Annotated in this window: 13 protein-coding genes; 3 read left to right on the forward strand and 10 right to left on the reverse strand. The window is 63.4% G+C overall.

Annotated elements, in window-relative coordinates; translation table 11 throughout:
* Positions 1-35: 35 nt before the first annotated feature.
* The 9 genes from NKI20_RS15975 to NKI20_RS16015 all read right to left on the reverse strand — a co-directional run bounded on the left by NKI20_RS15975 (position 36) and on the right by NKI20_RS16015 (position 9,010).
* Positions 36-857 carry a carbohydrate ABC transporter permease gene (locus NKI20_RS15975; protein WP_023759290.1) on the reverse strand — a complete coding sequence of 274 codons (822 nt, stop codon included), beginning with the start codon at positions 855-857 and terminating at the stop codon, positions 36-38.
* Positions 858-1,796, reverse strand: a complete 939-nt coding sequence (locus tag NKI20_RS15980; RefSeq protein WP_352831849.1) for a carbohydrate ABC transporter permease — start codon at positions 1,794-1,796, stop codon at positions 858-860.
* The gene (locus tag NKI20_RS15985; protein ID WP_352831851.1) at positions 1,796-3,133 is read right to left on the reverse strand and encodes an ABC transporter substrate-binding protein; all 1,338 of its coding nucleotides are present in this window, start codon (positions 3,131-3,133) and stop codon (positions 1,796-1,798) included. The genes NKI20_RS15980 and NKI20_RS15985 overlap by 1 nt, the downstream gene beginning before the upstream one ends.
* A 62-nt stretch (positions 3,134-3,195) precedes the next feature.
* Positions 3,196-3,855, reverse strand: coding sequence for a GntR family transcriptional regulator (locus NKI20_RS15990; RefSeq protein ID WP_352831853.1), 660 nt, complete (start codon positions 3,853-3,855; stop codon positions 3,196-3,198).
* A gap of 23 nt (positions 3,856-3,878) precedes the next feature.
* On the reverse strand, positions 3,879-4,763 hold the full coding sequence (locus NKI20_RS15995) for a dihydrodipicolinate synthase family protein (RefSeq protein WP_352831855.1): 885 nt from the start codon (positions 4,761-4,763) through the stop codon (positions 3,879-3,881).
* Positions 4,764-4,979: 216 nt separating this feature from the next.
* Complete coding sequence (gene dprA, locus NKI20_RS16000; RefSeq protein ID WP_352831857.1) at positions 4,980-6,119, reverse strand: DNA-processing protein DprA; 1,140 nt, start codon at positions 6,117-6,119, stop codon at positions 4,980-4,982.
* On the reverse strand, positions 6,116-6,703 hold the full coding sequence (plsY, locus tag NKI20_RS16005; protein ID WP_352831859.1) for a glycerol-3-phosphate 1-O-acyltransferase PlsY: 588 nt from the start codon (positions 6,701-6,703) through the stop codon (positions 6,116-6,118). The genes dprA and plsY overlap by 4 nt, the downstream gene beginning before the upstream one ends.
* 58 nt (positions 6,704-6,761) lie before the next feature.
* On the reverse strand, positions 6,762-8,048 hold the full coding sequence (locus NKI20_RS16010) for a dihydroorotase (RefSeq protein ID WP_352831860.1): 1,287 nt from the start codon (positions 8,046-8,048) through the stop codon (positions 6,762-6,764).
* The gene (locus NKI20_RS16015; RefSeq protein ID WP_352831862.1) at positions 8,045-9,010 is read right to left on the reverse strand and encodes an aspartate carbamoyltransferase catalytic subunit; all 966 of its coding nucleotides are present in this window, start codon (positions 9,008-9,010) and stop codon (positions 8,045-8,047) included. Before NKI20_RS16015 ends, NKI20_RS16010 begins: the two co-directional genes overlap by 4 nt.
* A gap of 212 nt (positions 9,011-9,222) precedes the next feature.
* Between NKI20_RS16015 and NKI20_RS16020 the strand changes: the two genes are divergently transcribed.
* From NKI20_RS16020 to NKI20_RS16030, 3 genes are all read left to right on the forward strand, one after another.
* Positions 9,223-10,851: a DNA alkylation response protein gene (locus tag NKI20_RS16020; protein WP_352831864.1), complete on the forward strand. Its 1,629-nt coding sequence runs from the start codon at positions 9,223-9,225 to the stop codon at positions 10,849-10,851.
* A 184-nt stretch (positions 10,852-11,035) separates the two neighbouring features.
* Positions 11,036-11,593: a hypothetical protein gene (locus tag NKI20_RS16025; RefSeq protein WP_352831866.1), complete on the forward strand. Its 558-nt coding sequence runs from the start codon at positions 11,036-11,038 to the stop codon at positions 11,591-11,593.
* Positions 11,593-11,934, forward strand: a complete 342-nt coding sequence (locus NKI20_RS16030) for a DUF6105 family protein (RefSeq protein WP_352831868.1) — start codon at positions 11,593-11,595, stop codon at positions 11,932-11,934. The genes NKI20_RS16025 and NKI20_RS16030 overlap by 1 nt, the downstream gene beginning before the upstream one ends.
* On the opposite strand, the gene ruvX is transcribed toward NKI20_RS16030, so the two are convergent.
* Positions 11,852-12,358 (reverse strand): Holliday junction resolvase RuvX, encoded by a 507-nt coding sequence (ruvX, locus tag NKI20_RS16035; protein WP_352831870.1) that lies wholly within the window; start codon positions 12,356-12,358, stop codon positions 11,852-11,854. The genes NKI20_RS16030 and ruvX overlap by 83 nt on opposite strands.
* Between the last annotated feature and the right edge of the window lie 84 nt (positions 12,359-12,442).

Genomic DNA, 12,442 nt, shown 5'->3' on the forward strand with positions numbered 1-12,442 from the left:
GGTTTCCTCGAAAAAAATTGGATGTAGGGTAGCGCTCAGCCGCCCTTGACGGCGCCGGCGGTCAGTCCGGCGACAATCTGCCTTTGTGCGAACATGGTCAGCACCAGCACCGGCAGCGTCACCACAAGTGCGGCGGCGGCGAGCGGACCCCAGCTGACTTGCTCGTAGGACAGCATGTTGTAGACGGCGACCGGCAGCGTGCGCGTTTCGCGGCTGGCGAGCACCACGCCGAAAACGAAATTGTTCCATGAGAAGATGACGGACAGGATGAAGGCAACCACGATGCCCGGCTTGGCGATGGGCAAGGCGACCAGCCGGAACACCTGCCAGGAGCTGGCGCCGTCGATGTTGGCCGCTTCCTCCAGTTCCATCGGCGTGGTCTCGAAATAGCCGATCATCACCCAGACGACGATCGGCACGGTCACCACCAGATGGATGATGATCTGCGGCCATAGCGTGCCGAGAATGCCGACCCATTGGAACAGCAGGAAAAGCGGGATGAGATAGGAAAGCCCCGGCGTCATGCGGGCGATCATGATGACGACCGCCGACCGCTCGGCCTTGAGCCGTGCGATGCCATAGCCGGCCGGCACGCCGATCAGCAGTGCCAGCAGTGTCGCCGTGCCGGTCACCAGAACCGAATTCCAGAGATAGAGCAGGAAGTTGTTCTCCTCGAACACCTTTGCATAGTTCGACCAGGCGAGATGTTCGGGGATCAGGATCGGCGGATAGGCGCCGTTGTCGATCTCGAATTTCAGCGACAGCGAGATCATCCAGAGGAAGAACAGGATCGCCGGCGAGACGAAGACCAGGGCCGCGAAAAACAGCCCGACCTGATTGAGCAGCCGTGAACTCATCTATTTGCCCTCCACGCCGATCCACTGGGAGCGCTGGCGCAACATCAAGAGGATGAAGGACAAGGCGACGATGACGATGAAGAACACTACGGCCATGGCCGAGCCATAGCCGATGTCGTAGTAGGAGAAGGCGGTGTTGTAGAGATAGATGTTGATGGTCTCCGAGGCCGTACCGGGTCCGCCCTGGGTCATCGCGTAGATGATGTCGAAGCTCTTCAGCGCATCGATGGTGCGGATGATCACCGCGATCATCAGGAACGGCGCGATCATCGGCAGAGTGAGATAGCGGAATTGCTGCCAGGCATTGGCGCCGTCGATCTCGGCGCTCTCGAATGGCTCGCGCGGCACGGACGCCAGGCCGCCCAGCACGATCAGCATCACCAGCGGTGTCCATTGCCAGGTCTCGACCGCGACCAGCGAGGGGATGACCGTGTTGGCGTTGAATATCCATTCCTGCGCCGGGATGCCGACCAGCGACAGCAGGTAGTTGAGAACACCGAGCTGAGGATGGAACATCATCGTCCAGACCAGCGCCACGGCAACGGGCGTTGCCATCATCGGCATCACGAAGACACCACGCAACAGGCCGCGCAGCGGAAACCTGGTGTCGAAGATCAGGGCGGCGACAGTGCCGAGCAACATCGGCGCGGCAACCGAAAGGAAGGTGTAGCTCAAGGTGTGGAGCAGCGATTCCCAGAAGCGTTGGTCGACCGCCAGCCGAAAATAGTTTTCCATCCCGGCAAAGCTTCGCGACTGGCCGAGCGTCCAGCGGTTGACGCTCATCCACAGCGTAAAGGCCCAGGGAAAGACGATCACTGCGCCGACGACGACGAGCGCCGGAATGACGAAAGGCCAGTAGTTGGGAGCCAGCCGGATCGTCTGGCTCCCTTCGATGGCTTGCGTCGTCACCCCGGTGCGTTCTGGGGCGGTGGCGGACATCAGCCTTGCTCGCTCCTGTCGAGAACCGGCTGGAACTGTTCGGTAGCCTTCTTCAGCTCCTCCGCCGGATCGGCGCCGGCAATCAAATTGGTCAGTGCCACGCCATAGATGTCGCGGAACTCGGTGACCGGGATGATGACCGGCAGCGACAGCCGGCTGACATTACCGGAGCCGACCACCGCATCGAGCCAACTCGCCGGCATGGTGACGCCTTCGCGCACTTTTGGATCTTCAAGCACCGACTTGCGGAACGGGACGCCGGCGCCTGCCTGCAGCAGGCGCGCACCCATGACCGGCGACACTGCCCACTGGCAGAACAGATAGGCGGCCTCCTTCTTCTCGCTGGCGGCCGTCACGCCGATGCCGTCGCCGAACGTGCCCGAGGCGTGCGCCTTGGGGCCCTTGGGCATAACACCATAGCCGACCTTGCCGACCACCCGCGATTTTTCAGGATTTTCCATCGGCGGGGCAAAGCCCACACCGTCGAACCACATGCCGATCTTGCCTTGCAGGAAGGCGGACTGCGCTTCGGCCCAGTTGAAGCCGGTGACGCCTGGAGGCGCGGATTTGGTCATCAGCCTCTGGTATAGGCTGGCGGCCTCGATCGCCTCGGGCGACGTCGTGCGCAGCTTGCCCTGACCATCGAGTGGCGTCATGTCGTAGCCGAGCATCAGTGACGTCCACACTGGCGTGTTGGCGTTCTTGATGCCTCGGGCGACGAAACCGTAGGTGTTGTTCGACGCGTCGGTCAGCGCCTCGGCGGCGGCCACCAGTTGCTCGAAGGTTTCGGGATATTTGAGGCCCTTGGCCTCGAAAAGCTCCTTGTTCCAGTAGACGATCCAATAGTCGACCGAGAAAGGCAGCGAGCGCAGCACGCCCTGGCTGTCCTTGGCGAACAGCATGCCGGCATCGGCGAAATCACTTTCGACCAGGCCGGGGTCGGTCAGGGCGGGGTCAGTGAGATAGCCTGATATGTCGGCCAGCCAGCCGCCCTTTTCGAATTGTCGCTTCTGCACATGGTAGCTCAGATGCACGACGTCGAAGCTCGGCTTGCCGGAGCTCAGTTCGATCACCGTCTTCTGGCGCTGCTGCTGTTCGGGCGTCGCCTCGGCATTGACCTTGATGCCGGTCAACTCCTCGAACTCGGCGAGATATTTTATGAGGGTGTCGCTGCGCGGGCTTTTGACCAGATTGACGTCGAGCGTCGTGCCGGCAAAGCGCTTCCAGTCGACGGCGGCGGCAAAGCTTGGGCGGACGCCCGCAAGCCCGGCGGCAGCGAGTGCCGCGGTTCCTTGCAAGAGTTGCCTCCTGGTTGGGTTGAACAGATTGGACGACATTTCTTCCTCCCGGTTGCTGTCGTTGTCGATTGCGCCGCGACCGCGGCGCGGCTCATGGTTCCTCAGATTTGCAGCGCCAGCCGGCGCGCGTTGTCGATGTGCAGGCTGATCGCCTCGACCGCCTTTTGCGGGTCGCGGCTCTCCATGGCTTCGATGACCGCGAGGTGCTCGCGCATGACCGGCACGACGCGCCCGTCGATGCGGAAGCGCTCCTGATGGATCAGCCGGATCTTCACCGAGTTGACCAGATAGGCCTTGGCGATGATCTCGTTGCCCAGCGCATCGATGAAAGTGTCGTGCATCGCCCAGTCGATCTTTTGGGCCTTCGCTTCCATTTCCGGTGTCGGGGTCTGCGAAAGGGCTTGCGCCAGCATCTCCTCATGTTCGCGTCGCAGGCGGGCAAGTTCCTCGTCGGGGGCGCTGGTGGTGAACAGCGCCACCGCTTCGCGCTCCATGAACAGTCGGAACTGAAAAGCCTCGCGGATCAGACTGATGTCGATATGGGCGATCTGCATGCCGCGCTGCGGGATCGTCGTCAGAAGCCCTTCGGCCTCGAGACGCGGCACGATCTCGCGAATGGCACCGAGCGGCAGGCCGGTGAAGGCAACCAGTTCGCGCTGCGACACGAATTGCCCCGGCAGCAGATCGCGGGCCAGCAAATGCCGCGTGAAGCTGGCATAGGCTTTTTCCCTAAGGGTGGTCGGTTCGCTGCCGTCTTCCATTTCAGCGCGCTTTCCTTTGCCGGTCAGGCTGATTCCCTGGCAAACAGACTGTCATAGGCGACGGCAAGCTGTTGGCGCCCCTGCGAAGCGATCGGCTCCAGCGGTGGGCGGACCGCCAGCCAGCGGTCGTCGCCGGTCTTGCGCGCCACCATGACCTTCACCGCCGGCGTGACCGGATATTTGAGCAATTCGAGCACGAAACGCTCGACGCGGGTATCATCGCGCCCGTCCTCGGCCATCGCGCGGATTTCGCCGGTGACGAAATTGGCCATGCCGGAGATGGCGCCTTGAGCACCAATTCGCACCGCTCGCGCCAGATGCCGTTCGTCACCGATTAGGATGACCAGATCGCCATGGGCGCTGAGCAGCGCCTCGCTGTAGGCCCAGTCGCCGCCGGAATCCTTGACCCCCGCGACGACATCCGGAAAGGCGGTGCGCAAGCGGCCGATCAGGCCAAGCGAGAGCTTCACCATCGTGACAGATGGGATGTTGTAGAGAAGCACGTCACGGGCGAGCGGACCGAGCGCGGCAAAAACAGTGGAAAACCAGCCGAAAAGGCCGTCCTCGCCGACATTCTTGAAATAGCTCGGCGGCGCAAGCAGAATGTTGCGGGCGCCGCGCTGCAAGGCATGCCGTGCCTGTTCGGCGGCGTCCTCGGCCGCATCGACCAGCACGCCGGCAACAAGCTGATGTGGCAAGATGCCGGCAGCCAGCATGGCTTCGGTCACCGACCGCCGCTCCGAGGCGCCCACCGATGCGCCTTCGCCGGTGGTGCCGAAAAGCGTCACGCTGGTGCACCCCTCCGCCAGGCAACGCCTGGCCTGGGCGATCATCGGCGCGATGGCGATCTGCCCGGAGGCATCAAAAGGCGTGGCGAGGGCGGCTGAAAGGCCAAAGCGTGATGTCACCGGGAAGTCTCCGAAAAGAAGTTCGCCAGCAGTGATAGCTCACTAACATGTTAGTTGTAAATCGGGTTGGTGCGTTTTTTCGAAGCTATCGCAGGGCACAGCGAGTTCACTTTCCGTGACATCGACATCTGTCGCTTCCAGAATGCGAACAGCATCGCTCCGAAGCAAGACGTCACCGATCCTCAGTTCATATGCCTCAGATCAGGTGTTCTCAGTTCAGACTGAAGAATCCCCGAACAGCAGCGAAACGTTGCCTCCTGCATGGCGCTCGAGGCGGCCGGCGAGGTCGAGTTCCAGCAGCACCATGAAGACCTGGGCCGGGTGCAGGGCGGTGTGGCGGATGATCTCGTCGATCGGCACTGGCGTCGGGCCGAGCGTCTCGACGACGCGGGCGCGATCGCTTTCGCCGGGCGGTGGCGTGACCGAGAAGTCGGGCGGTTCTTCGAACGGTGGCACGTCGGGCGCCCGCATGCCGGTCAGCGGGGCGATTGCCCGGGAAATGTCCGATGCCTCGGTGACCAGCGTGGCGCCATCCTTGAGCAGGCCGTTGGTGCCGGCGGCACGTGGATCGAGCGGCGAGCCGGGAACGGCGAAAACCAGCCGGCCCATTTCGCCGGCGAGCCTTGCACTGATCAACGATCCCGAACGTTGCGCTGCCTCGACAACCACCAGCCCAAGGGCCGCGCCCGCGACTAGGCGGTTGCGGCGCGGGAAATCCTGTGCGCGTGGCTGCCAGCCGAACGGCATTTCCGATATGACGGCGCCGCGCTCGGCAATTTCCTCGCACAAGCCGGCATTTTCGGGCGGGTAGGGCAGGTCGAGGCCTCCAGCCAAAACACCGATCGTGCCGGTCGCAAGACTGCCCTGATGCGCCGCCGTGTCGATGCCGCGCGCCAGGCCGGAGACGATTGCGTAGCCGTCGCGTCCGAGTTCCGCCGCCAGCATGCGGGCCATCTTGATGCCGGCCAGCGATGCGTTGCGGGCGCCCACGATGGCGACCCCCGGCAGCCGGAACACGGCGGCACTGCCTTTGACCGCCAGCAGCGGTGGCGGATGGTCCATGTTGCGCAAAAGCGGTGGGTAGTCTGTCTCACCGATGCCGACAAAGCGCGCGCCAGCCTTTCTGGCCGTTTCCAATTCGGCCTCGGCTTCGGCAATGGAAGGAATGCGGGCGATGCGTTTGGCGCCGCCTGAAATCATCAGCTCCGGCAGTATTTCGAGCGCCACTTCGGCCGAACCGAAGCGGTTGATCAGGTCGCGAAAAGAGGCGGGGCCGACATTCTGGGTGCGGATAAGCCGCAGCCAGCTCAGCCGCTGCCGGTCGCTGAGGCGCGGCCCGGCAGCCGGCTCGCTCACTCCCTGGCCCCGATCTTGCCCTCGTTGCCGGCAAGCAGGCGAGAAATGTTTTCCCGGTGCTTGATAAATACGATGATGCTCATCACCACGAACAGGGCAGCATTCTGCGGCGTGCTCAAGAGATAGAGGGCGATCGGCACGACGACGGCTGCCGTCAGCGCCGCCAGCGAGGAATATCGGAACAGGAATGCCATCACCAGCCAGACGATGGCGAAGATCAGCGCTACCTGCCAGGCAAGGGCGATCAGCACGCCGAGATAGGTGGCGACGCCCTTGCCGCCCTTGAAACCCAGCCATACCGGGAAGAGATGGCCCAGAAAGGCGCCAAGGCCTGCCCAGATCGCCAGTTCAGGCGAAAAATGGCCTGATATCAGCACGGCGGCCGTGCCCTTCAGCGCGTCGAGCAGCAGCGTCGCGGCGGCAAGGCCCTTGTTGCCGGTGCGCAGAACATTGGTGGCGCCGATGTTGCCGGAGCCGATCTTGCGCACATCGCCAAGGCCGGCCGCGCGGGTGAGCAGAAGTCCGAAAGGAATCGAACCGAGCAAATAGCCGAACACCAATGCCAGGAGCAGGCTGTAAGTCATTGTTTCCCCCGCATTTCCCCCAGTTTAGCCGGGTCAGGCGCGGTGCGCGGTGGCCAGCTCAGAACGAGAACACTGTGCGGCCCGCCACCAACGTTTGCAAGACCCTGCCTTGCATGCGTGCGCCTTCGAAACATGTGTTCTTCGAGCGCGAACGAATGCCGCTCTCGCTGACGATCCAGGGTTCGTCGAAATCGACAAGCGCAAGATCGGCGACAGCGCCCGGCTTCAGCGTGCCGCCAGGCAGTCCGAACAATCTCGCAGGGGCGGTGGACAAGGTTTCGACCAGCCTCAGCAACGGCACGTCGCCATTGTGGTAGAGCCGCAATGCGGCACCCAGCAGCGTTTCGAGCCCGATGGCACCGGCCGCCGCATCGGCGAAGGGCAGACGCTTGGTGTCTACATCCTGAGGATCATGCGAGGAGACGATGATGTCGATCGTGCCGTCCCTGACTGCCTCGATCATCGCCAGCCGGTCTTCCTCGGCGCGCAAGGGCGGCGTCAGGCGAAAGAAGGTGCGGTATTCGCCGACATCGTTTTCATTCAGCGACAGATTGTGGATCGCGACGCCTGATGTCACGGCAGCACCGTCGGCTTTCGCACGCGTCATGGCGTTTGCCGCCATCGCCGTCGAGATCTTTGCCGCATGGTACGAACCGCGCGTCAGCCGAGCCAGCGCAAGGTCGCGCTCCAGCGGGATGGATTCGGCTTCACGCGGAATGCCGGAGAGGCCGAGCCAGCTGGCGTAGAGGCCTTCATTCATCACGCCGGACGAGCCGAGGTCGGCGTCCTGCGTCTCATGCACGATGGTGGCGCCGAAGTCGCGTGCATAGGTCAGCGCTCGGCGCATCATCAGCGCGCTCGATATGGTGTGGCGGCCATCGGTGAAGGCGACGGCGCCGGCTTCGCGCAGCAGGCCGAACTCCGTCATTTCGCGCCCGTCGAGGCCCTTGGTGATTGCCGCCGCCGGAAAGACGTTGACGCTTGCCGTCTCCTTGGCGGTCCGCAGCACGAACTCGACCAGCGCCACATTGTCGATCACCGGATCGGTGTCGGGCATCATGACGATAGAGGTGACGCCGCCGGCTGCCGCCGCGACACTTGCCGACGCAATGGTCTCGCGATGCTCGCCGCCTGGTTCGCCGATGAAGACGCGGCCGTCGATCAGGCCTGGAATGATCGCCTTGCCGGCGCAGTCGACGACGATAGCGCCCTCGGGCGTGCCCTGGTTCAGCGCCGCCTTGCCGGCGGCGACGATCTTGCGGCCGTCGACGATGACGGTGCCGACTTCGTCGAGGCCGCGCGAGGGGTCGACGATGCGGGCGCGCTCAAAGACCCTTGTGCTCATGCGACACGGCCCTCTTGATTGCGACGGGGGTCGAGCAAGGCTTCCATCACGGCCATACGCACGGCAACGCCCATCTCGACCTGTTCCTGGATGACGCTCTGCGGACCGTCGGCGATTTCCGAGGCGATCTCGACGCCGCGGTTCATCGGACCGGGGTGCATCACCAGCGCGTCGTCCTTGGCAGCCTTCAACTTCTCGGCATCGAGACCGAAATAGCGGAAATATTCACGCACCGAAGGCACGAAGGAGCCCTCCATGCGCTCGCGCTGCAAGCGCAGCATCATCACCACGTCGGCGCCCTTGAGGCCGTCGGCCATCGAGCGGGTGACGATGACGCCCATCTTCTCGATGCCGGCGGGCAGCAGCGTCGACGGTGCGACGACGCGCACCTGGGCGCCAAGCGCGTTGAGCAGCATGATGTTCGAGCGCGCCACGCGCGAGTGCAGGATGTCCCCGCAGATCGCCACGATCAGCTTCGACAGCGGGCCTTTGGCGCGGCGGATGGTCAGTGCGTCGAGCAGTGCCTGTGTCGGGTGCTCATGCGCGCCGTCGCCGGCATTGACGACGGAGCAACCGACCTTCTGCGCCAGAAGGGCGGCAGCGCCGGCCGATTGGTGGCGGATGATCAGGATGTCGGGGCGCATGGCGTTCAGCGTCATCGCCGTGTCGATCAGCGTCTCGCCCTTCTTCACCGAGGAGCTCGCCACCGACATGTTCATGACATCGGCGCCGAGCCGCTTTCCGGCCAGCTCGAACGACGACTGCGTACGCGTCGACGCTTCATAGAACAGGTTGATCTGGGTGCGGCCGCGCAGCGTCGAGGTTTTTTTCTCGGACTGCCGCGAGATCGCGACCGCGCGGTCCGCGCGGTCGAGCAATAGCTCTATGTCGGCGGGGGAAAGATCGCGGATGCCCAGAAGATGGCGGTGAGGGTAGGGTGGCAGGGACGAGGCGTCGGTCATCTCAAGGCGCTGCTATAGGGTGGAGATTTTGCGGCTGCAAGCGCCAGCTTTGGATTGGAGCCGTTCTCCTCAATTTTTTCGTGTAGATGGCCGATTAAATCGGCCGGTATTTTCATCGCGCGCGCTGCATAGCTTGGGCTATATCTAGCCGACGGCTTCGGATTCGTGGCTTTCTGACGACAAGGGCCTTTCTGCCGATAGAAGGATTGGGCGTGACCGACGACGTGACGAACCAGCCGCCGCCGCTGACGGGCGGCAACGCCTGGCGGGGCGATCCGTTGCTGATCCAGCTCGCGGAGCGTTTTTCCGATCCGGTGCGCAAGGATCTCGACGGGCTCGGCCGTTTCGTGCTGACGCAAGAGGCGCAGGAACTGGCCCGGCTCGCCAATGTCGAGACGCCGAAGCTCAGGACGCATGACCGCCAGGGACGGCGCATCGATGTGGTCGAGTTCCATCCCGCATATCACGCCTTGATGCGCCGCTCGGTGGCCAACGGGCTGCATTCCTCCGTCTGGGAAAACGGCGACGCCGAGATCGGCCGCCGCCATCAGGTCCGTGCCGCCCGGTTCTATCTGACGGCGGAGCTCGAGACCGGGCATCTCTGCCCCATCACCATGACCAACGCTTCGCTGGCGGCTTTGATGGCCAGCCCAAAACTATTTCGCGAATGGGCGCCGCGCGTGACGACGCGCAAATACGACCACAGCCAAAAGCCGCCGGTCGAGAAGACCGGGCTGACACTCGGCATGGGCATGACCGAGAAACAGGGCGGCACCGATGTGCGCGCCAATGTGACAAGGGCGGAACGTGCCGGCAGCGGGTTTTATCGCCTGAACGGGCACAAATGGTTCATGTCGGCGCCGATGTCCGACGCGTTCCTTGTGCTGGCGCAGGCGCCGGAGGGATTGTCGTGCTTTCTGGTACCGCGCGTTCTCGGTGACGGGTCGGGCAACGGCTTCCGTTTTCAGCGGCTGAAGGACAAGCTCGGCAACCGTTCCAACGCGTCCTCCGAAGTGGAATTCGTCAACGCCATCGGCGAGATGGTCGGCGAACCCGGTGCCGGCGTGAAGACGATCATGGACATGGTCACCCTAACCCGGCTGGATTGTGCCATCGCGTCCTCGGCGATCATGCGTGCGGGCCTCGCCGAGGCCGTTCATCACGCGCGCCACCGACAGGTGTTCGGCTCGACACTGATCGAGCAACCCTTGATGCAGCGCGTGCTGGCCGATATGGCGCTCGATGTGGCGGCAGCAACCGCGCTGTCGTTCCGGCTGGCGCGGTCCTTCGACGAGGCGGCGAGCGATCGCGGTGAAGCGGCCTTTGCCCGCGCCATGACGCCCGTCGTCAAATACTGGGTCTGCAAGATCGCGCCGCCGCTGCTTTACGAGGCGATGGAGTGTCTCGGCGGCAATGGCTATGTCGAGGAGGCGCCGCTCGCCCGCTATTATCGCGAAGCCCCGGTCAACGCGATCTGGGAAGGCTCGGGCAATGTCATGGCGCTCGACGTCCTGCGCGTGCTTGGCCGTGCGCCTGGCCTGTTCGAGGATGTGCTGGCCGGCATCGACCGCGATCTCGGCGCTGGCGGACGCGGCACGATCGGCGTGCTGAAGGCGGCGATGCAGGTTGCGTCAACCGATGAGGGCTCGGCCCGTCTGCTCACCGAACAACTGGCGCTGTCGGCTGCGGCAGCGGAGTTGCGCCGTCTCGGGGCAGGGCGGATCGCAGATGCTTTCGTCGAGACGCGTTTGGCCGGCCAATGGCGCAATACCTATGGCATGCTCGATTCGCGCCACGATGCGCGCATGATCATCGATACCCTCTATCCGCCGGTGAATTGAGCGGCGAACCTCGCAAGAACCGGCGTTTGATGCGTCGGCGGGCATTCCCATGCGCATGGCTAATCGCCATTAACCTTAACAAATGGTTTCCGTTGCGGTGTCGAGCGGCAGGGCCCACTGTCCCGGCGAAAGCAGGGAATGGTTCAAATTTGGCCGCTCCTTGCTTTGCGAAGCGGGAACGGCGATGCGACACGTACTGACCTCTTTTCTGGCCTTGCACTGGGCGATCGTTTTCGCCCTGCTCGCACTTATCTGCATCGACGGAAGCCGTGGTGTGGTGACGGCTCTCGGCGTGTTGGGAGCCACAATCGAGGACAGCCGCTTCATCGACCTCGACAAATTTGTCGTCGTGGCGCCGCTCGCGACCGCATTGCTCGTCGTGGCGGTGCTGTTTTTCTGGACCTTTGTCGAAACCCTGATCAACGACGCTACCAGCCAGGGCGTCGACAGCGTTGCACGCATCGCCTTCATCTGCGCGTCCGGCGTGTTGTCGCTGATCGTGGTCGGTGGCGCCGCGCAAGGCATCAACGGGCTGTTCATGGTTGTCGCCGTGCAGTTGGCCGCACTTCAGGCGTCTTATGTCGCCATGCTTGCCGAGCGGCGGTCCGCGGTTGCGGCAGTTGCTTCGGGCGAGGGCGAGGTTCGCGCCGTCGCGCGTGGCATGGCAAAGGCCGCGGCCCACAATTCGCTGCTTTCACTCATATCGGGCCGAACAGGCTCTAATTCCGGGGGAGACCGCTGATGCGTTACATCTTCGCATCCTGGGCGGCCCCCATGGCGATTTTCTGGGGCTGGTTCTATCTGTCGGCCAATGACATCAATTTTGGCTACACGATGCTCAGCCGACAGATGCACGACATCTTCTTCCAGCTCTATGGTCAGATGCTCGGCATCGATCCGGCGACCATCCCCGATATGGTGGCAAAGGCCTGCGTCTTCGACGGGTTTCTGCTGATGGCGTTGTGGGCGTTCCGCCGCCGTCGCGAGATCACAGGCTGGGTCAGCCGGCGTTGGGCGGGTCCGGGTCCGTTCGAGCGGATGCGTGGAGCGATTGAAGCCGGTCCAAAACTCCCTGCAGAATAAACGCGGCTGCCGCCGAATCGATCTTGCCGGCGCGTTTGCGGCGCGAGAAGTCCATCTCGATCAGCGTTCTTTCGGCCGCGACCGTCGATAGCCTTTCATCCCAGAGCACGAAGGGCAGGTCGCTGATCTGCGCCATGTTGCGAACGAAGGCACGCGATTTCTGCGCGCGCGGCCCTTCTGAACCGTCCATGTTGATCGGCAGCCCGATCACCACCGCGCCGGCGTTCTCCTTTTGCAGCAAGGCGAGCAGCACCGCCGCATCGAGCGAGAATTTCCTTCGCATGATGACTGGTCGCGGATGGGCGAAGGAAAACCCCTGGTCCGACACCGCGACGCCAATCGTCTTATCGCCGAGGTCGATCCCGGCCAGCGTCTTGCCTCCGGTTAACCGCGCCGGCAATTCCTCGATCGTGATAATGCCCACCGGCGTCCTTCACCTTCACCGCTATGTGTTCTCTCAAACGCACAACGGACACTGTAACCCTTTGATCTCCGGTCTATCGGCGTT

This window comes from Mesorhizobium sp. M0830 (assembly GCF_040319965.1).
In the GTDB taxonomy this organism is placed as follows: Bacteria; Pseudomonadota; Alphaproteobacteria; order Rhizobiales; family Rhizobiaceae; genus Mesorhizobium.

Bases quoted from the DNA above. Each gene is read 5' to 3' on its own strand.
- NKI20_RS15975 (WP_023759290.1), bottom strand. From the start codon at position 857: ATGAGTTCACGGCTGCTCAATCAGGTCGGGCTGTTTTTCGCGGCCCTG.
- NKI20_RS16015 (WP_352831862.1), bottom strand. From the start codon at position 9,010: ATGACCGACGCCTCGTCCCTGCCACCCTACCCTCACCGCCATCTTCTG.
- NKI20_RS15990 (WP_352831853.1), bottom strand. From the start codon at position 3,855: ATGGAAGACGGCAGCGAACCGACCACCCTTAGGGAAAAAGCCTATGCC.
- NKI20_RS15985 (WP_352831851.1), bottom strand. From the start codon at position 3,133: ATGTCGTCCAATCTGTTCAACCCAACCAGGAGGCAACTCTTGCAAGGA.
- NKI20_RS16025 (WP_352831866.1), top strand. From the start codon at position 11,036: ATGCGACACGTACTGACCTCTTTTCTGGCCTTGCACTGGGCGATCGTT.
- NKI20_RS16030 (WP_352831868.1), top strand. From the start codon at position 11,593: ATGCGTTACATCTTCGCATCCTGGGCGGCCCCCATGGCGATTTTCTGG.
- NKI20_RS16010 (WP_352831860.1), bottom strand. From the start codon at position 8,048: ATGAGCACAAGGGTCTTTGAGCGCGCCCGCATCGTCGACCCCTCGCGC.
- NKI20_RS15980 (WP_352831849.1), bottom strand. From the start codon at position 1,796: ATGTCCGCCACCGCCCCAGAACGCACCGGGGTGACGACGCAAGCCATC.
- plsY (WP_352831859.1), bottom strand. From the start codon at position 6,703: ATGACTTACAGCCTGCTCCTGGCATTGGTGTTCGGCTATTTGCTCGGT.